20 protein-coding genes are annotated in these 22,915 nt (G+C 36.4%); 2 read left to right on the top strand and 18 right to left on the bottom strand.

Annotation, left to right across the window (positions count from 1 at the left end):
• Positions 1-2 precede the first annotated feature (2 nt).
• Positions 3-1,889 carry an ABC-F family ATP-binding cassette domain-containing protein gene (locus HZY91_RS00290; protein WP_197113326.1) on the bottom strand — a complete coding sequence of 629 codons (1,887 nt, stop codon included), beginning with the start codon at positions 1,887-1,889 and terminating at the stop codon, positions 3-5.
• A 141-nt stretch (positions 1,890-2,030) separates the two neighbouring features.
• Between HZY91_RS00290 and HZY91_RS00285 the strand changes: the two genes are divergently transcribed.
• Positions 2,031-2,702, top strand: a complete 672-nt coding sequence (locus tag HZY91_RS00285; protein WP_197113323.1) for a CPBP family intramembrane glutamic endopeptidase — start codon at positions 2,031-2,033, stop codon at positions 2,700-2,702.
• Between the two features lies 1 nt (position 2,703).
• Here HZY91_RS00285 and HZY91_RS00280 read toward each other — a convergent pair whose 3' ends face one another.
• Complete coding sequence (locus HZY91_RS00280) at positions 2,704-3,381, bottom strand: uracil-DNA glycosylase (RefSeq protein WP_197113320.1); 678 nt, start codon at positions 3,379-3,381, stop codon at positions 2,704-2,706.
• Between the two features lies 1 nt (position 3,382).
• Positions 3,383-5,107: an ABC transporter ATP-binding protein gene (locus tag HZY91_RS00275; protein ID WP_197113316.1), complete on the bottom strand. Its 1,725-nt coding sequence runs from the start codon at positions 5,105-5,107 to the stop codon at positions 3,383-3,385.
• A gap of 114 nt (positions 5,108-5,221) precedes the next feature.
• On the opposite strand from HZY91_RS00275, the gene HZY91_RS00270 reads away from it, so the two are divergent.
• Positions 5,222-5,800: a 5-formyltetrahydrofolate cyclo-ligase gene (locus HZY91_RS00270; protein WP_197113313.1), complete on the top strand. Its 579-nt coding sequence runs from the start codon at positions 5,222-5,224 to the stop codon at positions 5,798-5,800.
• A 34-nt stretch (positions 5,801-5,834) separates the two neighbouring features.
• On the opposite strand, the gene HZY91_RS00265 is transcribed toward HZY91_RS00270, so the two are convergent.
• The 15 genes from HZY91_RS00265 to dnaJ form a co-directional block, all read right to left on the bottom strand.
• Positions 5,835-6,710 (bottom strand): mechanosensitive ion channel family protein, encoded by an 876-nt coding sequence (locus tag HZY91_RS00265; RefSeq protein ID WP_197113310.1) that lies wholly within the window; start codon positions 6,708-6,710, stop codon positions 5,835-5,837.
• Positions 6,711-6,798: 88 nt separating this feature from the next.
• On the bottom strand, positions 6,799-8,043 hold the full coding sequence (purD, locus tag HZY91_RS00260) for a phosphoribosylamine--glycine ligase (protein WP_197113306.1): 1,245 nt from the start codon (positions 8,041-8,043) through the stop codon (positions 6,799-6,801).
• Positions 8,044-8,058: 15 nt separating this feature from the next.
• Positions 8,059-9,621: a bifunctional phosphoribosylaminoimidazolecarboxamide formyltransferase/IMP cyclohydrolase gene (gene purH / locus HZY91_RS00255; RefSeq protein ID WP_197113303.1), complete on the bottom strand. Its 1,563-nt coding sequence runs from the start codon at positions 9,619-9,621 to the stop codon at positions 8,059-8,061.
• Positions 9,602-10,189, bottom strand: coding sequence for a phosphoribosylglycinamide formyltransferase (gene purN, locus HZY91_RS00250; RefSeq protein ID WP_197113301.1), 588 nt, complete (start codon positions 10,187-10,189; stop codon positions 9,602-9,604). The genes purH and purN overlap by 20 nt, the downstream gene beginning before the upstream one ends.
• A gap of 10 nt (positions 10,190-10,199) precedes the next feature.
• A complete protein-coding gene (gene purM / locus HZY91_RS00245; protein ID WP_197113299.1) occupies positions 10,200-11,240 on the bottom strand; it encodes a phosphoribosylformylglycinamidine cyclo-ligase in 1,041 nt (346 codons plus the stop codon).
• A 23-nt stretch (positions 11,241-11,263) separates the two neighbouring features.
• Positions 11,264-12,706, bottom strand: a complete 1,443-nt coding sequence (gene purF / locus HZY91_RS00240) for an amidophosphoribosyltransferase (protein WP_197114525.1) — start codon at positions 12,704-12,706, stop codon at positions 11,264-11,266.
• A 29-nt stretch (positions 12,707-12,735) separates the two neighbouring features.
• The gene (gene purL / locus HZY91_RS00235) at positions 12,736-14,961 is read right to left on the bottom strand and encodes a phosphoribosylformylglycinamidine synthase subunit PurL (protein ID WP_197113298.1); all 2,226 of its coding nucleotides are present in this window, start codon (positions 14,959-14,961) and stop codon (positions 12,736-12,738) included.
• Positions 14,954-15,640 (bottom strand): phosphoribosylformylglycinamidine synthase subunit PurQ, encoded by a 687-nt coding sequence (purQ, locus tag HZY91_RS00230; RefSeq protein WP_197113296.1) that lies wholly within the window; start codon positions 15,638-15,640, stop codon positions 14,954-14,956. Before purQ ends, purL begins: the two co-directional genes overlap by 8 nt.
• Before the next feature lies 1 nt (position 15,641).
• The gene (purS, locus tag HZY91_RS00225; protein ID WP_197113294.1) at positions 15,642-15,890 is read right to left on the bottom strand and encodes a phosphoribosylformylglycinamidine synthase subunit PurS; all 249 of its coding nucleotides are present in this window, start codon (positions 15,888-15,890) and stop codon (positions 15,642-15,644) included.
• Positions 15,891-15,903: 13 nt separating this feature from the next.
• Positions 15,904-16,626 (bottom strand): phosphoribosylaminoimidazolesuccinocarboxamide synthase, encoded by a 723-nt coding sequence (gene purC / locus HZY91_RS00220; RefSeq protein WP_197113292.1) that lies wholly within the window; start codon positions 16,624-16,626, stop codon positions 15,904-15,906.
• A complete protein-coding gene (gene purB / locus HZY91_RS00215) occupies positions 16,616-17,935 on the bottom strand; it encodes an adenylosuccinate lyase (protein ID WP_197113290.1) in 1,320 nt (439 codons plus the stop codon). The genes purC and purB overlap by 11 nt, the downstream gene beginning before the upstream one ends.
• A gap of 2 nt (positions 17,936-17,937) precedes the next feature.
• Positions 17,938-19,065 (bottom strand): 5-(carboxyamino)imidazole ribonucleotide synthase, encoded by a 1,128-nt coding sequence (purK, locus tag HZY91_RS00210; RefSeq protein WP_197113288.1) that lies wholly within the window; start codon positions 19,063-19,065, stop codon positions 17,938-17,940.
• On the bottom strand, positions 19,058-19,543 hold the full coding sequence (purE, locus tag HZY91_RS00205) for a 5-(carboxyamino)imidazole ribonucleotide mutase (RefSeq protein ID WP_197113284.1): 486 nt from the start codon (positions 19,541-19,543) through the stop codon (positions 19,058-19,060). Before purE ends, purK begins: the two co-directional genes overlap by 8 nt.
• A gap of 195 nt (positions 19,544-19,738) precedes the next feature.
• Positions 19,739-21,562 (bottom strand): translation elongation factor 4, encoded by a 1,824-nt coding sequence (lepA, locus tag HZY91_RS00200; protein WP_328751278.1) that lies wholly within the window; start codon positions 21,560-21,562, stop codon positions 19,739-19,741.
• Between the two features lie 180 nt (positions 21,563-21,742).
• Positions 21,743-22,888 (bottom strand): molecular chaperone DnaJ, encoded by a 1,146-nt coding sequence (gene dnaJ, locus HZY91_RS00195; RefSeq protein ID WP_197113282.1) that lies wholly within the window; start codon positions 22,886-22,888, stop codon positions 21,743-21,745.
• Positions 22,889-22,915: the final 27 nt, after the last annotated feature.

Raw genomic sequence — 22,915 nt, 5'->3', positions numbered from 1 at the left:
CCTTATTGATCAAGATTGCTCAGATACTCATAACGCTCATATAACTCCAATAAATTTGCTTCTGATTCATCTAACTCTTCTTGCAATGTCATTAAGGCCACAGCATTATTTGCCGATTGCATCATCTCCTTATTAATTTTATCTATCTTACTTTCCATTTCCTCAATATTCTTTTGAATCACTGCCCATTCTTTTTTCTCTTGATAAGACATCCTTTTATTGTGTTTTTTTTGACTCTTATTTATGACGGATTGTGATTTTAAATCCAAATGGACTATATTAGATAAGGCACTTTTTTCTTCTAGAAAATCACTATAATTTCCCCAATAAAACTGATAATTTCCTTGTCCTGTAAGTTCTAAGATTTGATCTACTGTTTTATCTAGAAAATAACGATCATGTGACACAATCACGACAACTCCTAAAAATTCAGCTAAATAATCTTCGAGAGTTGTCAAAGTATCAATATCCAAATCGTTAGTTGGCTCATCTAATAGTAAGACGTTAGGTTCTTGTATTAATAAAGTTAATAGATACAAGCGACGTCTCTCTCCACCAGACAAGGAAGAAATAAACGAGCCGTGAGTTTCTCTAGGAAAATTAAACCGCTCAAGCATCTGTGATGCCGATACCTTCGATCCATCAGTCTGCTCAAAATCATCAGCCACTTGTGTTAAAAAGTTTAACACACGCATATTATCTGGTAAATCTTCATCCAACTGCCGATAATAAGCAATACGAACTGTTTGTCCTACTTTATAGATCCCCTGATCAATTGAGTGATAACCAGCTAACATATTAAGGAAAGTAGATTTTCCGACCCCATTATCACCTACAATTCCCAAACGATCCCCCTTAATAAAGACTTTAGAGAAATCTTCAATAACGACTTTATTCGCAATATTAATTTTTATATTTTCAAGCTCCATAATTTGATTCCCGATACGCTGTTGGCCAAAATCAAATGCTATTTCTCCTTCCTCTTGTTTTCGATTCGCAATATCATGCTTCAAATCTTTAAAACGATCAATACGAGCTTGTTGCTTCGTTGTACGTGCTCTTGCACCTTGTCGCATCCAAGCCAGCTCCTGTTGATACAGGCGGTCTTGTTTTTGAAGTACCTTTTCTTGAATTTCAAATTCTTCTGCTCGTTTAGTCAAGTAAGTCTGATAATTTCCTTCATATTCCCTTAATAATCCTTGTCGTAATTCAAAAATTTTATTCACAGAACGTTCTAAAAAATAACGATCGTGCGTTACTAATAATAGCGCTCCTTTATAATTAGCTAGATGTTTTTCTAACCATTGAATCGTTTGAATATCCAAATGATTGGTCGGTTCATCTAAAATGAGTAAATCAGGTTCTGCAATCAAAACTTGAGCCAAACCTATCCTCTTCTTTTGTCCTCCTGAACAACTTCCAACTAAGTGATTCATATCAAAAATCTTTAACTGAGTTAAAATTGTTTTCGCCACAATTTCAATATCCCATGCTCCTTTAAGCGTCATTTCCTCACTGATAGAAGTAAAAGTTTCTTGTAGTTGAGGATTATTAGGGTCTAATTCTAGCGATAATCTTATCTGTTCATATTTAAGTAACAGTTGTATTAAAGGAGCTGATGATTCATAAACAGCTTCCAGAACTGTCTGAGCAGGATTCAATTGTGGATTCTGTTCCAAATAAGCAATTTCATAATTTTTTGATTGAGAGATGGTCCCCGCATCATAATTATCTTTCCCTGCAAGTACCTTTAATAGCGAAGATTTACCGGTTCCATTAGGTCCAATCAAACCGATTCGATCTCCAGTCCGAATCGAAAAATTTACATTTTCAATTAAAGTTTTACTTCCATATGATTTACATAAATTTGTAACCGTTATCTCTTTCATATTATACTCCTTAGCGTCTATACTTTCTTTAAATAACCCTCAAATTAATGACCAAAGTCATGGATTTAAGGACCTAAGTCTATTTATTCTTCATTATTTTCTATTATAATAATAACATCAATCATTTATGGAGGAATATTAATGAACAAAAAGTCAGTCTTAATGATTAGCTCTTATTTATTATTATATATTGTGTTTCCCGCTATACTCTACACGCTCAAAGTTAGTAATCCAATGCTATTAGCTTTGACCTTCGTAGCAAATGTCCTGCTCATAATTTTAGCTTCATTTTTATATAAAGAAACTTTACAAAAAGACTGGCTTTTATTAAAAGAACAAGAAGGATCCTGGGGTAAATTATTTAAAGACATTACGATCGTATTTATCTTGAGTAAAGCTTTATCAGTCATAGGTATCATGTTAGTAAGTAATTTTATTAATATTGAAGATTTAGCTCAAAATCAACAAATGTTAAATGACTTCTTTCAAAATAATCCTTTCTTATTTTCCGCTTTCCTAATGGTAATTTTTGCGCCGTTTATTGAGGAACTTGTTTTTCGTGAAGCTATCATTGGACCCGTACATCAGGATAAAAGAAATAAATTAATCTTAAACACCATCATTTCAATCGTTTTATTTACAGCCGCTCATAGTCTAATGCTAGCAGATGCCATTATCTATTTACCAATCACCCTAAGTTTAACTTATATCTATTGGAAGTATGATCGAAACATTATTGCTTCAATGGCCTTTCATTTTATAAATAATGGTCTAGCAATACTCATGATGTACATTCAATTCAAACTATTATAACTTACCAAGCAATTGGATCTTGTCCAGTTGCTTTTAGTTTTGCATTAATATGACTAAAGGGTTTTGAGCCGAAAAAGCCGCGATATGCACTAAGTGGGCTTGGATGAACTGACTTTATCACTGAATGACGATCGAGATCGATAAAGGGTTCTAAAGTTTGAGCCGTTTTACCCCAAAGGACAAATACAATAGGATGAATATTTTGATTTATCTGCTTCACAATTTCTTGAGTAAAATCTTCCCAGCCCAAATTTTGATGTGATCCCGCTTGACCCGCTCTAACCGTTAAGACTCTATTTAACAATAAAACTCCTTGTCTTGCCCAATCAGATAGGTCGCTCTCTTGACGTAAATCAGTTCCTAAATCTTCTGCTAATTCTTTAAAGATATTTTTTAAAGAAGGGGGTAACTTTACTCCAGAATTAACGGAGAAAGCTAGCCCGTTTGCTTGTTTAGGCCCATGATAGGGATCCTGACCAATTATCACCACTTTTACCTCTGATGGCTTAGTTAAAGTTAATGCTCGAAAAACGTTTGAGCAGTCAGGATAAATACAGTATTCTTTCGCTTCACCTTCAATACGAGATATTAAATATAAATAATTATCCGAAAGTAAATGATCCTCCAGAATCGAATACCATTCTGGAGCTATGTTGGATAAATTAGGTAAAGTATACATATTAATCCCCTCTTTTACCGAATTGAGCATTATATAGAGCAGCATATTGTCCATTCAACGCTAATAGTTCATCGTGGCTACCATCTTCTACAATACCTTCTTGATTTACTACAATAATCCGATCTACATTCTTAATTGTGGCTAATCGATGTGCAATCACTAAAGTTGTTCGTCCTTGTGAAAGTTTTTCGAGTGATTGCTGAATAAATTGTTCTGTTTTTGTATCTAAAGCAGATGTTGCTTCATCCAATATTAAAATAGCAGGGTTTTTCAAGAAAATTCTTGCAATCGATAATCGCTGTTTTTGACCTCCAGATAAGCGAACACCTCGCTCACCAATTTGTGTATCCAAACCCGCTGGTAAATCCGCTACTACTTCTTCTAAACGAGCTGCTTTAATAGCCTGCTCTACCTCATCTTCACTGGCATCAAGGCGCCCATATAGCACATTTTCACGAATCGTTCCTCCAAATAAAAAGACATCTTGTTGGACTATTCCGATTTGTTTGCGCAAAGATTCCATCGTCATATCTCTAAGATCGATTCCATCGATTTTAATAGATCCCTCATCAACTTCATAGAAACGTGGCAGTAAATTTACGATGGTTGTTTTCCCTGCTCCACTTGGTCCTACGAAAGCTACATTCTCGCCTGCATGAATCTTTAAATTAATATTTTTGAGAATAGGAACATCTTTTTCATAGGCAAAGTGAACATTTGTATAAGTTATTTCACCTAAAAAAGCAGGGGCATCAATTGCATCTTCTTTATCGACAATATCAGGTTCTTGTGCTAACACTTCTTGGAATCTTTTAAAACCAGCATATCCCTTTGGATATAATTCTAACATTGCATTAATTTTCTCAATCGGTCGAATAAAAACATTCGATAAAAGGATAAATCCTACCATCTCTCCAATTGAAATTTCGCCCCGCAAAGTGTAAAAAGAGCCTGCCAACAAAGCAAATAAATTAATTAGACGCATCATTATATAATTAAAGGAAGAAGAGCTTCCCATTGTTTGATAATAATTCAATTTTTGCTTACGGTATCCTTGGATCAAATTTTCAAAATTTTCTTTCTCAAACATTTCATTTGCAAAAGCTTTGACAACGCGGATTCCAGATAATGAGTTCTGAATTCCAGCTGTAAATTGGCCAAGATTGCTAAAGATTTTACGATTAATTCTCACCATTTTACGATTGAAATAGATAAAGACCATCGCTAATAATGGCACCAATAATACCGTTATAATTGCCAGCTCTGCATGAACCCTCAACATCAAGATAAAGGCTCCTATTAGTGTCATTAACGTAATAAAAATATCTTCTGGACCATGATGGGCTAACTCTGAAATATCAAATAAATCAGTCGTAATTCTACTCATCAATTCTCCGGTCTTATGTTTATCAAAATAATGGTAAGACTGTTTCTGATAATGGGCAAAAAGCTCTCGACGCAAATCAGTTTCAATATTAATTCCTAAACGATGGCCAATCGTTACTACAATATAATTTAAAAACATATTAAAAATATATAAAACAAATAATATTACCGACACAATCAAAATTAGAGATAAATCCGCTTGAGGTAGAACCGTATCGATTATCCGATTAACTGCTGCAGGGAATAACAGTTCCAAAAAAGCTGCTAATATAGCACAAGAAAAATCAATCACAAATAATTTACGATATGGACGATAGTATTTTGCAAACTGATTAAACATTCAAAAACCACCTTTCAATAGATACTATTCTATTGGATTTTTGATTGAGTTACAAACACTGAATCTACTTTTTGAAATTTTAATGAAGAATGATATAATCATAGCTATAAAAGGATGAAACTGGGGGAGATCAAAATCGATAAGAATGAATTAAGAAAAGAAATATTCTCAGCTAGAGAAAAATTGTCAAATGAATATCGAGAAGAAGCAGAAAAAGTAATTTACCAAAAACTCTTCGCCTTAGAAGAATTTCAACAAGCTAACACTATTATGGTCTTTTATTCCACTGAAGATGAATTTAATAGCCACCCAATTATTGAGAGAGCTTGGCAAGAAGGGAAAAAAGTGGGTATCCCAAGAGTTTATCCTAAACGCGTCATGGAAGCTTTAGAATATACACCACAAACCCAACTTGAAAAATCATCCTTTGGAATTCCTGAACCAATTCAGTCTAGCCCTATTATTAAAGCCAGTGACATTGATCTCATCATAATGCCTTGCGTCACCTGTAATAACCAAGGAGAGCGCTTAGGCTACGGAGGTGGTTACTATGATCGCTACTTACAAAGAACAAACAATCCCCACCTAATCCTACCATTCTACGCTCTCTTGCAGCGTAATAATATTCCAATGGAAGAACACGATCAATTGGTTGACGTAGTAATAACTGAAGAGAGAAGCGTCCATTTATAGCAAATAAAAAAGATAACCATCCATAAAAGATTGGTTATCTTTTTTCACTTATAATAGTAATTCTCTCTCTATCACTCAGCGGCATAACAATTTCCGCCTGTGACATAGCATTCACAAACAATTTATAATACCTTCCTTTCACTGACAGAGTATCATCAGCGGATCTCGCCCAAATCCGTACTTTATAGATTAAACGTCCATGAAGATCCTTAAAAACACCCAAGAAATCAGCTTGCCTCACTACTTCTTCATCAATTTCAGCATTTTGTTGATAAACCTTTTTGAGCACTTCTTCTAAAATATCTATATTTTGGTCTGGATATATCAAGAGATCGATTTCAATTCTGACACTTTCCCGTGATTTATTAGACATTTGACCAATTTCCCCATTAGGAATAAAATGATGAACTCCATCATAATCTCTAATCACTGTCGTTCTCAATCCTATCGAATATATTTGTCCACTATAGTCATTGATCACCACATGATCCCCTACATCAAATTGGTGTTCCAATAAAATGAAAAAACCATTGACAATATCTGCAACTAAATCCTTGGCTCCAAGACCAATTGCTAAACTTGCTACTCCAGCTCCTGCAATTAAAGTTCCTACCGGAATTCCAACAATCGATAAAACAGAATAAGCTAGCATAAAATAATAAATATATTGAACAACATTATTAAACAAACGACACAGCGTTTTATTTCTGGCTTGGTTTTCAAATCTTAATCGTTTTGCTCGATTACCTAGAAAGTAACTATCAATTAATTTAGTGGCAATTGTTTTAATAAGAAATAAAAAAAAGATCGTCACAAACAATTTTCCTAGAAGAAACAACAAGTGCTTACTGATGCTAAAAAAATCAAGTGATTTCCAAAATTGAGAAAAAAATTCTTTTATATAAAACACCGTCTACCCCCTTTTCAAAAAATTATTATAGCATATAAAACAAAAGATCCGAACAAGTTACTTTCAAAAACTTGTTCGAATTCCTTTGTTAAACAGTATCTCCAATATCTTCTCGATACTGTATTTTTTCTAACTTTTGTTCTTTTAAATAGTGATAAACTAATTCTTGGGCTGCTTTTTTATTCGAAGCATATCCTGTCACCATAGCAATCCGACCTCCCGAAGAACATATAGGATCGAGCGATGAGATCCCTGCATAGTAAATCTTAAGTGCTGGATTATTAACTGAATTTAATGTAAATTCAATCCCTTTGATTGGTTTTTCTGGATAGCCTTCAGCAGCTAAAACCACTCCTAAACAAGTTGAATCCTCATCCCATTCCACATCTGTATCCTTACCATGTAGTAAATTATTGATTAAACTAGCAAAGTCCGTTTTTAATAAAGGTAATACCACTTGGGTTTCTGGGTCTCCAAAGCGAGCGTTGTACTCAATCACTTTAGGACCTTCTTTTGTTAGCATTAGACCAGTATATAAAACACCATTAAAAGGAGTTCCCTCTTTTGCCATTGCTTCAAGAGTAGGTTCAACTATTTCCCTTATAGCTCGTTGATAAATTTCTGCTGAAATATCTATTAAAGGAGCTAACGCTCCCATTCCACCTGTATTAGGTCCTCTATCTCCATCTTCAAGTCTTTTATGGTCTCTTGCAGGTACACTATGACAAACCTTCCCATTAAAAACCATACTGAATATTGAAAATTCTGGTCCTTCTAAACATTCTTCTACAACTATTCTTTGATTACCATCTTCCTTACCAAAAGCTTGTATAACCGCATTTTTCGCTGCAGATAGAGTCTCTGCTACGGTCACTCCTTTACCAGCAGCTGGCCCATCCACTTTTATCACTATCGGGAGCGTTTGTTGTTCTAAATATTTCAAAGCTTCTTTTTGGTCTGTAAATGTCTGGTATTTAGCAGTAGGGATATGGTACTTTTCCATCAAACGTTTCGCAAAAAGTTTTGATGCTTCAATTTGTGCAGCTGCCTGACTAGGACCAAAAGCGACCTGACCTGACTCTGCAAAATGATCCACTATTCCTCCGAATAAAGGAGCCTCAGGACCTACGAATGTCCAATCGATCTGCTCTTCCTTTGCAAAAGCGATTAAAGACTCAAAATCCATTTCAGATATATCTAAGCAATGAATGCCATCTGCTTGCATACCGGGATTACCTGGAGCACAATATACTTCTTGAACTAAAGAACTTTGTTTAAGATGAAAAGCAATCGCATGTTCTCTTCCACCTGAACCAATAACAAGTAATTTCATAAGATCCCTCCTTTACTAATGACGGAAGTGTCTGACGTTTGTCGCTAACATCGAAATATTATACTCATTAGCTTTATCAATGACTTCTTGATCATTAATCGAACCGCCCGGTTGGATGATTGCCTTAACTTGATGCTGATGAGCATACTCAATTGTATCTATCATAGGAATAAACGCATCTGATGCTAGCACCATATTCGTCAGATCAAAGCCACTTTGTTCAGCTTGTTCTATAGCAATCTTTGCTGCACCTACTCGATTCGTTTGTCCCGCACCAATACCAAACGTTTGATACTCATTCGTCACTACAATCGCATTAGACTTTACATGCTTCGCTACTTTCCAAGCAAATTGTAAGGCTTCTCGTTGAATGGATGTAACATCTTTCTCAGTCATTAGCACCCATTCGCTTGGCTCTTCTTCAATTAAATCTTGATCTTGAACAAGGATACCGCCTGATACTGATATGACTTCTTTTTCTTCCATTGTTAAATCATCCATTTTGAGTCTTAAAAGTCTTACATTTGGTTTCTGCTTTAATATCTCAAGGGCTTCTTCTTCAAAGTCGGGTGCAATAATAACATCTAGAAACATTTGATGTAGTCGATTGGCTAATTTTTCTGTGATGGGTTGATTAAAAGCCACAATGCCTCCAAATATGGAAACAGGATCCGATTCATAGCAACGTGTAAACGATTCTTCAATCGTATTTCCAATCGCTACTCCACAGGGATTTAAATGCTTAACCGCAACTGCACAAATTTGATCAGAAAATTCTCGCAAGATTTTGATTGCTGCATCCGCATCACGATAATTATTAAAGGATAAATTTTTCCCATTTAATTTTTCAGCTTTGGTAATCGAATAACTAGGAGCCTGCGGATTAGCATAAACCGTGGCTGTTTGATGGCTATTCTCACCATAGCGTAATTCATGCAGTCGTTCTCCTGTTAAAGTTAAGGTGTCAGAATCGATTGAATCTTTTGTTTGCTCTTCACTTAGCTGCTTTGATAAATAACTAGCAATGGCAGCATCATAAGAAGCTGTATGAGCAAAAACTTTTTGTGCGAGCAGTTTACGAGTAGATAAACAAGTCGCTCCATGTTCTTTTAATTCACTGATGACCTGCTCATAGTCCTCTGGATCAGAAATAACAGTGACTGATTCATAATTTTTTGCTGCCGAACGTAGCATGCTGGGTCCCCCGATATCGATCTTTTCAATTGCTTCAAAAAGATTAACATTCGGATCCTGAATCGTTTCTTTAAATGGGTATAGATTCACAATAATATAATCAATCTTCTCAATTTGGTGTTCTTCTAACGCCTGCATATGATTTCGATTATCACGAAGAGCCAAAAGACCGCCATGAACTTTAGGATGTAGAGTTTTAACTCGCCCATCCAAAAGTTCTGGAAAGCCTGTCACCTCTTCAATGGAAATAGTTGTAATGCCATTTTTACTAAGATATGCTTGCGTTCCACCTGTCGATATAATTTCGATCCCCATCTCCTGAAGAACCTGTGCTATTGCTATCAAATTTGTCTTATCTGATACACTAATTAATGCTCGTGTCATATCTTTTCCCTTCTTCTATTAACTGTCCAACCACTCTTGGATAGAGTTGATGTTCTATTTGGTGAATTTTCGTTTCTAAATCTGCCAAAGTATCTCCTTCATCAATTGTAACTTTCTCCTGCGCTAGAATAGGTCCCGTATCAATTCCCTCGTCAACCAAATGGACCGTCACACCAGTTTCAGTCACTCCAGCATTATACGCATCTGCAATACCTGTCCTCCCAGGAAAATCAGGTAATAACGAAGGATGGATATTAATAATTCGATTAGCATATGCATTTAATAAGGGAGACCCAATAATTCGCATATACCCCGCCAATAAAATATAGTCTACTTTTGCTTCCTGGCATAATTCAACTAGATATTTTTCATATTCCAAACGAACCGGAAAATCCTTAGGCTGTGCAACTTTAACTGGAACGCCTAACATCTTCGCACGTTGAATAGCATACGCCTGTTTTTGATCGGTGAACAAAAACACAAATTCGACTTTTGGATTTTGATAATGTGACTCAACAATCTTCTGAAAATTCGAACCGGATCCTGAAGCAAAGATAGCAAACCGCATATCCAACCTCCTATTTAAAGATAACTTCTTGATCAGTTTTTTCAACTACTTGCCCAATTTCGTAACAAAGCTCACCCTTCTGATCTAATTGCTCTTTTACTTGTACAACATATTCAGCAGGAACAGCCAATACCATTCCTATTCCCATATTGAAAATTTCATACATCTCTAAGGAATCTACATTACCCAAGGCTTGCAATTGATTAAAAATAGGGAGAACGGGCCAAGAACCTAATTTAATTTCAGCAGCAAGATGATTTCCCATCATACGTGGCAAGTTTTCAATAAATCCACCACCCGTAATATGAGCAATTCCACTAATGATTCCTTCTTTAACAAAAGGTAATACTGATTGTACATATATCTTGGTAGGCTCCAATAAAGCTTCTGACACAGTAATGTCTGAACCTTCAATTAATACTTGATCTAATTTATAATCATGTTGTTCAAATAAAATATCTCTAACCAAGGAGAACCCATTAGAATGAATACCAGAAGCTGCTAACCCAATCAAAATATCTCCTGCTTTAACTTTCTCCCCTGTAATTAATTGATTCTTCTCACCAATTCCTACTGCAAAGCCAGCAATATCAAAATCATCATATGCATACATTCCCGGCATCTCAGCCGTTTCTCCACCAATTAGAGCTGCTCCTGCTTGCACACACCCTTCTGCAACACCAGAAACAATACTTTCCACTACTTCTGGTTTGTTATTACCTAAGGCAATATAATCTAGAAAGAAGAGTGGTTCGGCACCTTGCGCCACAATATCATTTACACACATAGCAACACAATCAATTCCTACCGTATCATATTTTTCAGACCCGATAGCTACCATCAATTTTGTTCCTACCCCATCTGTTCCACTGACTAAAACAGGCTCTTGATAATTAAATTTAGATAAATCAAAAGCGCCCCCAAAACCACCTAAATTAGTTAGAACCTCTGATCTCAGCGTTCTTTTTACATGTTTTTGCATTCGATTAACCGCTTCGTAACCAGCATGAACATCTACCCCAGCACGACTGTATGCATTACCTTGTGTCATTTAATATCCTCCTCTTTGAAGCTTTAGTTCTTAACGATTTTTGCTAATTCTAACTTATATTTTTCTTCAAAATCATGCAAGGCTGTAGGATAATCTCCATTAAAGTAAGCCATACATAAACCTTGGTATGGAGCTGAAGACGAAAGATTGATGGCTGATATTAAGCCATCTTCACTTAAATAAGCTAATGAATCTGCGCCTATGATAGCCGTAATTTCCTCTTGCGTATGATTAGCAGCTATCAACTCTTGCGTATTTGAAATATCGATCCCATAAAAACATGGGTGCTTTAGAGCAGGTGACGCAATTCTAACATGTACTTCTGCCGCTCCTGCTTCTTTTAAAAGGCGAACTATTCTCTTACTGGTTGTTCCTCTTACGATAGAATCATCAACCATCACTATTTTTTTGCCTTCAACGACTTTCCTAACAGCCGAAAGCTTCATTCGAACTCCTCGTTCTCTTAATTCTTGAGTAGGTTGAATAAAAGTTCTTGCTGTATATTGGTTCTTAATAAGACCCATTTCATAAGGAATTCCTGCAGCTTCAGCATAACCGGATGCCGCTGATAAAGATGAGTTTGGTACACCAATTACGATGTCTGCCTCTGGACAAGGTGCTTCTTCTGCTAGGATACGTCCCGATTTTTTTCTTGCAGTATGAACATTCACACCATGAATATTAGAATCAGGTCGAGCAAAATAGATAAATTCCATCGAACAAATCGCTTGTTGTCGTTTTTCAGTGTAATACTCTTTTTCTATGCCTTGATTATTGATATAAACAATTTGCCCAGGTTCTACATCAAATAAATACTGAGCCCCAATTTGGTCTAAAGCTGTTGATTCTGAAGCCATTACGTAGCCTTTTTCAGGCAATTGACCGACAATCAGAGGCCGAAACCCGTTCGGATCACATGCGCCAATTAATTCATTATTTGTCAAAAAGAGATAAGTATATCCTCCTACAACCTGGCAAAGGGCTTCCTTCAATTTATCATGGAAACTTCCAGCCTCTGACCTTCTTACAAGGTGCATAATCACTTCCGAATCAGAAGTAGTTTGAAAAATAGACCCCTTCTGTTCTAATTCTTTCTTGATAGACTTCGCATTCACCAAATTCCCATTGTGTGCCATCGCAATATCGCCATCTTCAAAATGAAAAACTAAAGGTTGAATATTATTAATATCACTTGTGCCAGATGTTGCATAACGAACATGTCCCAAACTAGAACTACCTTTTAATTCTATTAGTGATTCCTTGTCTTTAAATATCTCATGAACCAAACCAAAATCACGATGAGCATTAATTTTAGAATCTAATAAACAAGCGATTCCTGCGCCTTCTTGCCCACGATGTTGAAGTGCATGCAGGCCATAATAAGTATCAAAAGCAGCATCTTCTTGATTCCATATTCCAATTAAGCCACATTCTTCATGTGGCAAATCATAAATATCTTCGCTAATATCTGTCGAAAGATATTCTATTCCATCAATTACTTCCCTTTTAAAAGACACGGTATCGCTTCCTCCCAAATCTCTTGTAACTCTGAACGAGAGGCTTGAATTTCTTGATCTTGGGCTTTAATTCTTAAGCGATCTTCAGAAACAACTTTACCAATACGTTTAAAGTTCTTACCAAATTCTTTTTCAAATTCATCTTGCTTGCTGGCTTCAACTGAAACAATAAAACGTGACCCATTTTCCGCAAATAATTTATCTGCCGTTAAATCAAGTTCGACTTCAGCACCTAACTCTGTTCCAAATACTGATTCAGCAATAGCAACTGCCAAGCCTCCTTCGCTTAAATCGTGTGCAGATGCCAATAATCCTTTAGAAATCGCATTAGATACTGTCTTTTGATTTTTTACTTCACTCTCTAAATCAAAATCAAATAAAGGCCCCTCAATCTTACCTAGTAGCATCTTCTGTAACTCTGTTCCATTGAAAGCATCTGTTGTTTCTCCAATTAAATAAATAACGTCGCCAGCTTGCTTAAACTTCTGAGTCACTGTTTGTTTCACATCAGAAATTAGACCTACCATCCCAATCATAGGGGAAGGATAAATAGCCTGTCCATTAGATTCATTATACAGAGAAACATTTCCTGAAATAACAGGGGTATCTAATTGTCTGCAGGCCTCTGCAATACCATCTGCTGATTTATCTAATTCATAAAACACTTCTGGTTTTTCAGGATTACCAAAATTTAAACAGTCAGTAATAGCCAGTGGTTTCCCACCTGAAGCCACAATATTACGAGCTGCTTCAGCAACTGCCATTTGTCCACCTATTTCAGGATTCAAATAAATATAACGTGAATTATAATCGGCTGTCATTGCTAACGCTTTTTCAGTGCCTCTGATTCGAATCACTGCTGCATCTGATCCTGGCCCCACTACAGTTGAAGTTCTTACTTGTGAATCAAATGTCTCATAAGCCACTTTCTTTGAGGCGATAGTAGGCTGGGCAAGAATATCCTTTAGCACTTGACTGGCATCATCAATTTCAGGTTGGAACTGTCCTAACTCTTTCCAATCCAAAATACGCTGAGGAACTTTTGATTCATTATGATAAACAGGACCATCACCTAAAGAAGTTACTGGAACATTTGCCACAACTTCGCCCTGATGGATTAGGGTATATTGTCCGTCTTCCGTCACTTCACCAATAATAACCGCGTCCAAGTCATATTCCTTGAAGACTTGGATGATTTCTTCTTCCATACCACGCCGAACACACAAGAGCATTCTTTCCTGTGACTCAGATAACATCATTTCATAGGGAATCATTTCTGATTCACGTTGGGGAACCAAATCAAGATTTAATTTCACTCCTGTTCCTGCTTTTTCAGCCATTTCAGAAGAAGAAGAAACCAAGCCTGCTGCGCCCATATCTTGTATTCCCACTAAAGCATCTTTATGATGATAGATAACTTCCAAACAAGCTTCCATTAAAAGCTTCTCCATAAAAGGATCCCCAACTTGAACAGCTGAACGTTCTGTTTCGACCTCATCATCAAATTCCTCAGAAGCGAACGTGGCGCCATGAATACCATCACGACCTGTTTTAGCCCCAACATAAACAATTGAATTACCTACTCCTGACGCTTGTCCGACTTGCATATCTTCATGATCAATTAACCCTACGGACATTGCATTAACTAATGGATTTCCTTTATAAGCATCATCAAAGGCAATTTCACCACCAACTGTTGGGATCCCTATGGAATTACCATACCCAGCAATTCCTGCTACAACTTCTTCAAACAAGAAACGCGTTCTGTCATTATCTAATTCCCCGAATCTCAAAGAGTTTAGAGAGGCAATCGGACGAGCTCCCATTGAGAAAATGTCACGAAGAATTCCTCCAACACCTGTTGCTGCACCTTCATAAGGTTCAACTGCTGAAGGATGATTATGGCTTTCTGCTTTAAAGACTACTGCTTGTTGGTCTCCAATATCAACGATTCCTGCGCCTTCACCTGGTCCTTGTAAAACCTGCGGCCCTTCAATCGGGAATTTACGCAATACAGGTTTTGAGTTTTTATAAGAGCAATGTTCTGACCACATTACAGAATAAAGTCCTGTTTCAGTAAAGTTAGGTTGACGTCCTAGAATATCGTCGCGAATATGAGCATACTCTTCATCTTTTAAACCCCATTGTTGATAAATTTTTTGACTTTCAATCTCTTGAGGAGTAAATTCATGCATTTTAGCCATTTTGCACCGCCTTATCTTGATAATATTTGATCATCGATTGAAATACACCTATTCCATCTGTACCATTAATTAAAGCCTCAACAGCTCGTTCTGGGTGAGGCATCATCGCCATCACATTTCCTTGCTTATTTACAACTCCTGCAATATCACCCATTGATCCATTCGGATTGGTTCCAGCATAACGGAAAAGAATCTGATTATTTGCTTCTAAATCTGCTAATTCTTCCTCTGAAACAATGTAATTACCTTCCCCATGGGCAATCGGTACAGTGATAACTTGTCCTTTTTCATAACTATTTGTAAAAGCTGATTGGTCATTTACAACTTCTAAAGGCTGATTCTTAGAAATAAATTTCAAAGAATGATTTCGTATCAAGGCTCCTGGAAGTAGACCCGCCTCTGTTAAAATTTGAAACCCATTGCAAATACCAATTACTAATTTACCTGAAGCTGCAAATTTTTTAACAGCCTCCATCACATTGGAATGGGAAGCAATCGCCCCACAACGTAAATAATCACCAAACGAGAACCCACCAGGAACGATTACCGCATCAAATTGATCAAGATTTGTTGAATTATGACTAACATATTCTACTTCTTCATCCATTACATCTTTAATAGCATGAAAAGCATCAATATCACAATTAGATCCTGGAAATTGTATCACAGCAAATTTCATACTATTCCACCTCCGAAATATTATACCGATAACTCTCCATTACAGGATTTGCAAGAATTTTATCACAAATCTTTTCAACTATTTCTTCAATGTTTTGCTCTTTTTTCTCAATTTTCATTTCAAAATATTTACCTTGGCGAATTTCTTGGACATCATTATATCCCATTCGATGAACAGATCCTTTAATAGCTTCTCCCTGTGGATCTAAAATAGATTCCTTATAAGTAACAAAAACTTCAACTTTATACATGTTAATATCCCCTTTATAATTTATTAGTAATTTCTTCAAGACGTTTCAAAACTAATTGATAAGCAGCAATAACATCCCCACTATCTTGCCTAAATAAATCTTTATCTAAACTTGTTAAATTTTGGCTATCCCATATCCGACAATTATCGGGCGAAATCTCATCAGCTAAGATAAGTTCCCCATTCTTATCCAACCCAAACTCTAATTTAAAATCCACTAGTTCCAAATTCGCTTTATTAAAGAGACTAATCAATAATTGGTTAATGACATTTGTAAGATTTTTGATCTCGACAAGTTTTTCTTCGCTGATCAATCCGAGAATCCTAATATGATCTTCACACATAAAAGGATCATCTAATTCATCATTTTTATAATAGAACTCAATAATAGGTTCAATTTTTTGACCTCGCTCTAGTTTGAAGCGTTTTTCTAAGGAACCAGCTACTCGATTCCGTAATACCACTTCTAATGGAATCATCGATAATTTTTTCACTAGAACTTCTCGATTATTGAGTGCTTTCATATGATGCGTTTTGATTCCTTCTCGATTTAAATAATTGAAAAGTAAATTTGAAATTTGACTAGCCACAATCCCTTTGCCCTCTTTAATTTCGAGTTTAGCCCCATTAAGAGCCGTCAACTGATCTAAGTACTCTACAATTAAGTAATCTGGATCTGTTGTTTCAAAAACTTTTTTAGCTTTTCCTGCATATAATAATCTAATTTTATCTGCCATTAACATTCTCCTGAGGTTTAATTCCTACACGCTCAAATATAGAATCTACTTCTTTTAAATGATACGTATAATCAAATGCATCTTCTAGATCTTCAACCGTCAAATTTCTCATAATTTGAGAATCTTGTTCGAGTAGCTCTCTAAAAGATCTTTGTTCATCCCATGCTTGAGCAGTTTTGGGTTGAACTAAGTCATACGCTTGTTCTCTCGACATTCCTTTATCAATCAATTTTAAAAGAACGCGTTGAGAATAGATCAGACCAAAAGTTCGATTCATATTTTCTTGCATATTGGTTGGAAAAACAGTTAACTCGTTAACAATTCGACTAAAACGATTAAGCATATAATTTAATAAAGTTGTTGCATCAGGTATGATAATCCTTTCTGCAGAAGAATGTGAAATGTCTCGTTCATGCCAAAGTGCAACATTCTCATAAGCCGTTACCATATAACCTCTTATCACTCGAGCTATCCCTGTCATATTCTCAGAACCAATTGGATTACGTTTGTGCGGCATCGCAGAAGAGCCTTTTTGTCCTTTAGCAAAAAACTCTTCTACTTCCCTTTGTTCCGATTTCTGTAATCCTCTAATTTCTGTAGCAAATCGCTCAATACTAGTTGCAATTAACGAGATACAGGCTAAATATTCTGCATGCAAATCTCTTGGTAAAACTTGGGTCGATATTTCTTGTGCTCGAATACCCAATTGCTCACAAACGTAAGCTTCAACGGCTGGAGGGGTATTTGCAAAAGTCCCAACAGCTCCCGAAATTTTTCCAGATTCAACCCCTTTCGCTGCATGTTCAAAACGTTCAATGTTCCTTTTCATCTCTGAATACCAAGTAGCAAGTTTAAGTCCAAACGTAGTAGGTTCAGCATGTACTCCGTGAGTACGCCCCATCATCACCGTATCTTTATGTTCTAATGCTTTTTCTCTAATAATATCTGTCAGATTCTCTAAATCCTTTCTTATAATATTATTAGCTTGTTTTAAAAGATAACCATAAGCCGTATCCACTATATCCGTTGAAGTTAAGCCATAATGGATCCATTTCTTCTCTTCTCCCAAAGATTCTGAAACTGCTCTTGTAAAGGCTACTACATCATGTCTAGTATCTTTCTCAATTTCTAAAATTCGTTCAATATCAAAAGCAGCATTTTTTCGAATTGCTTGGGCATCCTTAGAAGGGACTTCACCCAATTCAGACCAAGCTTCTGAAGCTAGTATTTCTACTTCTAACCATGCTTGATACTTATTCTGATCACTCCAAATTTGTTTCATTTCTGGTCGAGCGTAGCGATCAATCATATTTATTCTCTCTCCCATATCTTCAAATTCTTATTATTTTCTAAGGTGCTTTCAACATCTTGGGTGAGTTGGGTAATATGCCCCATCTTTCGATTAACCTTAGCTTCGCCTTTTCCATATAAATGCAGATGCCAATCAGCATGTTTAGGCCATTCTTCCACGACTGCTTCCAAATGTTGTCCCAAAATATTCGTCATAATGACTGAAGAAAACAAATGATTGTCTGGTAAAGCCGTTCCACAAATTGCTTGAATATGCATATCAAATTGTGAAAATTCACATGCTTCAATGGAATAATGACCAGAATTATGTGGGCGAGGAGCCAGCTCATTAACTAATAACTCATTGCCACTCACAAAGAATTCAATCCCCAAAACACCCACTAATCCGATCTCTTTAGCAATCTTCTGAGCAATCGATACAGCTTCTTTTTCTATATTTTTTTCTACTCTTGCAGGAACAATCGACTGATGTAAAATATGGTTAACATGGATATTCTCAGACAATGGAAAAACTTTAATCGTTCCATTCAAATCACGAACGACCATTATAGATACTTCTCGATCAAAAGTTATATAATCTTCCAAGACGCAGGGTGCAGTCTGAACAAGCTTTTTAGCTTCTAAAAGATCATTATCATCTTTAATCATTATCTGGCCTTTACCATCATATCCGAAACGTCTTGTCTTCAAAACAGCTGGATATCCATTAGCTGAAAGGGCCTCTAATAAGTCTTCTTCATTATCAACCCGATAGTATTTTGCTAAAGGGACTTCAGAATGGTCAATAAATCCCTTCTCACTCATTCGATCCTGAATAATATTGAGTATTTCCGTCCCTTGAGGTAAATAAACACCTGATTGGACAATACTTTTTAAACTTTCGACCGATATATTCTCAAATTCAAAAGTCATAACATCTACTTCTTCAGCAAATTTCATTAGCTGTTCTCGATCATCATAGGCTGCTTGATAATGAAAATCAGCTACTTGTGCTGCTGAACAATGTTCAGTTGGATCAAATATGCCTACTACATAGCCCATTTGTTTTGCCGATTGAGCAAGCATTTTCCCCAATTGTCCTCCACCTATAATGCCAATTGTTGAGCCTGGTTTTATATATTTAGTCAAGTTCTCGCTCACTTTCTATCGATTGACGACGCATTTCATTATGATATTCTTTTAGTTTTTTAGAAAGTTCTTTATCTTCGATGCTTAAAATTCTAACAGCTAACAAGCCTGCATTTTTTGCTCCAGCATCTCCAATCGCTGTAGTTGCAACAGGAATTCCTCCTGGCATTTGTACAATCGATAATAAAGAATCTAATCCATTGAGAGTACTTGATTTAATGGGAACTCCAATAACTGGTAATGTCGTTTGACTAGCAACCATTCCCGGCAAATGAGCTGCTCCGCCTGCTCCAGCAATAATCACTTTAATTCCTTTATCTTTCGCTTCTTTTGCGTAAGCAAACATCTCATCTGGCATACGGTGGGCCGACACCACTTTTCTTTCATACTCAATACCAAAATCAGTTAAAACTTTCGTTGCAAGTTTCATCGTAGGCCAATCTGATTTTGACCCCATAATAACTCCAACTGATATCATATCATCGCCTCCTCAAAAGAATAGTAGCATAAATACAAGTATTTAAAAATACAAAATCAAACATTTCATGAATGTGCCATCTTTTCGTTCGGGTTTAACCAGAAAAATACTTTTCTCCATCATTTAGCACTTTAATTCGTACCCATCAAAACAAAAAAGTCAGAAAATACGTCTATCGTATTTTCTGACTTTTCTTTATTCTTCATCCATTTGTAAGACAGCCATAAAGGCCTCTTGAGGAATTTCAACATTCCCCACTGCTTTCATTCGTTTTTTTCCTTCTTTTTGTTTCTCTAGTAACTTCTTACGACGGGAAACATCCCCACCATATAGTTTTGCAGTAACATCTTTACGGTAAGCTTTAATCGTTGTTCTAGCGATTATTTTATGCCCAATTGCTGCCTGGACAGGAACTTCAAACATTTGACGAGGAATAATTTCTTTTAACTTTTCTACTAATGCACGTCCACGACCATAGGCAAAATCTTTGTGTACAATAATCGAGAAGGCATCAATCACATCATTATTCAATAAAATTTCCATCTTAACAAGATTCGACTCACGATAACCAATTAGTTCATAATCAAAGGAAGCATATCCTTTTGTACTAGACTTAAGTCGATCGAAAAAATCATACACAATTTCAGCCATCGGAAGTTCATAGATAACATTAACTCGGAACTCATCTAAGTAATCCATTGTAATAAATTGTCCACGTTTTCTCTGTCCAAGTTCCATTACAGCTCCAACATACTCACTGGGTACCATAATCGAAGCTTTAACATATGGTTCATATATTTTATCGATTTCGGTCGGATCCGGCATTTCTGATGGATTATCTACAACCACTTCTTCCCCATCAGTTTTAATCACCTTATAAATAACAGAAGGAGCAGTAGTAATTAAATCGATATCAAATTCACGTTCTAGTCGTTCTTGAATAACATCCATATGAAGCAGACCTAAAAAGCCTGTTCGGAATCCAAATCCTAAAGCTTGAGAAGTCTCTGCTTCAAATTGGAGAGACGCATCATTTAACTGAAGTTTTTCCAAAGCCTCTCTTAAATCATTATAGTCTGAAGAATCTACTGGATAAAGACCAGCAAAAACCATTGGATTAAGCTTACGGTATCCTTGCAAAGGCTCTGGTGCTGGCCGATTAGCTAACGTAATAGTATCCCCCACACGCGTATCTTGGATTGTCTTAATACCTGCTGTGATATAACCAACATCTCCAACCATCAGATAATCTCTTTTCAAAGCTGATGGAGAAAAAACTCCCACTTCAATCACTTCGAATTCCTTATGATTACTCATCAGTCGTATTTTATCACCCGGTTTAACGATTCCATTCATTACCCGAATATTTAAAACAACACCCCGATATGCATCATAGGCAGAATCGAATATTAAAGCTTGTAATGGTTCTTCTATATCTCCTGTTGGTGCAGGAACCTTTTCAACAATTTGCTCTAAAATTTCTTCAATTCCAATACCTGCCTTAGCTGAAGCATAAACAGCCTCCGAGGCATCAATGCCAATAATTTCTTCAATTTCCAATTGTACTTTTTCTGGATTGGCTGATGGTAAATCAATTTTATTAATAACGGGCAATATTTCTAACTCATTATCCACCGCTAAATAAACATTAGCCAATGTTTGAGCTTCAATACCTTGAGCTGCATCTACAACCAAGATAGCTCCTTCACACGCTGCAAGAGACCGTGATACTTCATAAGCAAAATCGACATGCCCTGGCGTATCGATAAGATGAAAAATGTATTCTTGCCCATCTGAGGCTTTATAGGTTAACTCCACAGCATTTAACTTAATTGTGATCCCACGTTCTCGCTCTAAGTCCATTGAGTCGAGTAATTGAGCTTGCATATCTCGATCTGCAACAGTATGTGTTTGTTGTAAAATCCGATCTGCTAAAGTTGATTTCCCATGATCAATATGCGCAATAATCGAAAAATTTCGGATTCTTTCTTGACGTTCTTTCATTCTATTTATATCCACTTGACTTCACTTCCTTTTCAAGCATCTTAAAGATAGCTACACTATATCATATCAAAAATAGCCTCATTTAGATAGTTTTCTTTCCAAGTTAAATTTTAAGACCTACACGATCCGGTATTTGTTTATCCAACTATAAACTGATCCAAAATAAAAAAGCAGGATCCAACATCCTGCTTTTTTTTAATCATGATTAAAAATATCACGCATTTTATCAAAAAAACCGCCTTCTTGTTCTTTCACATTAGAACCCATCTCTTGAGCTAATTCTTTAAATAATTCACGTTGTTTATCATTTAGTTTCGAAGGTGTCACAACCTTTACCGTCACTTGTTGGTCCCCAATATGTCCTGTTCTCACATTAGGCGCACCCTTTCCTTTCAATCGGAAAGTAGTTCCCGTTTGAGTACCAGCAGGGATCTTTAATTTCACTTTACCATGAACAGTTGGTACTTGAATTTCATCTCCAAGTGCCGCCTGACTAAAAGTAATCGGTAAATTATAATATATTTCTGAACCTTCACGTTTAAATTCCTTGCTTGACTCTACTATGAAGACAACATATAAATCTCCATATGGTCCCCCATTAGCACCTGATTCACCTTGTCCGGCAAGTCGAATTTGATTTCCTTCTTCCACTCCAGCTGGTACAGTCACTTTAACTGTATGGCTTACCGTTTCAATACCTGAACCATGGCAGGTAGTACATTTTTCCTTAATTTCTTTACCGGTTCCCCCACATACATCACAAGTAGCCTGAGTCATAACTCGACCGAATGGTGAATTACGTTCAACTTGGATAACACCTGTACCGTGACACTTATGACAAGTCACCGGTTCCGTACCTTCTTTTGCACCACTACCATGACAAGTACGACATTCTTCATTTCGATTATATTTAATCGTGGTTTCTTTTCCAAAAATTGCTTCTTCAAAGGTCAAATTTAAACGATATTGTAAATCATTTCCTTTACGAGGAGCATTGGGACGACGACTTTGGCCAGACGCTCCGCCAAAGAATGTATCAAAAATATCATCAAAACCAAAACCAGCTCCACCTGAGAATCCACCGAATCCCCCACCAAATCCTTGACCAAAATTAGGATCAGTCGAAGCATGGCCATATTGATCATAAGCTGCACGTTTTTGACTATCACTTAATACTTCGTAAGCTTCTGCTACTTCTTTAAACTTTTCAGCAGCCTCAGGCTCTTGATTGATATCAGGGTGATATTTTTTTGAAAGTTTACGATATGCTTTTTTGATTTCAGCATCAGATGCATCTCTTGAAACACCTAGGACTTCATAATAATCTCTTTTATTAGCCATTTGTTCCCTCCTTTACATTGTTGGCTG

It is taken from the genome of Facklamia lactis (genome assembly GCF_015863205.1).
In the GTDB taxonomy this organism is placed as follows: domain Bacteria; phylum Bacillota; class Bacilli; order Lactobacillales; family Aerococcaceae; genus Facklamia; species Facklamia lactis.
This window is presented reverse-complemented; position numbering and strand designations above follow the sequence as displayed.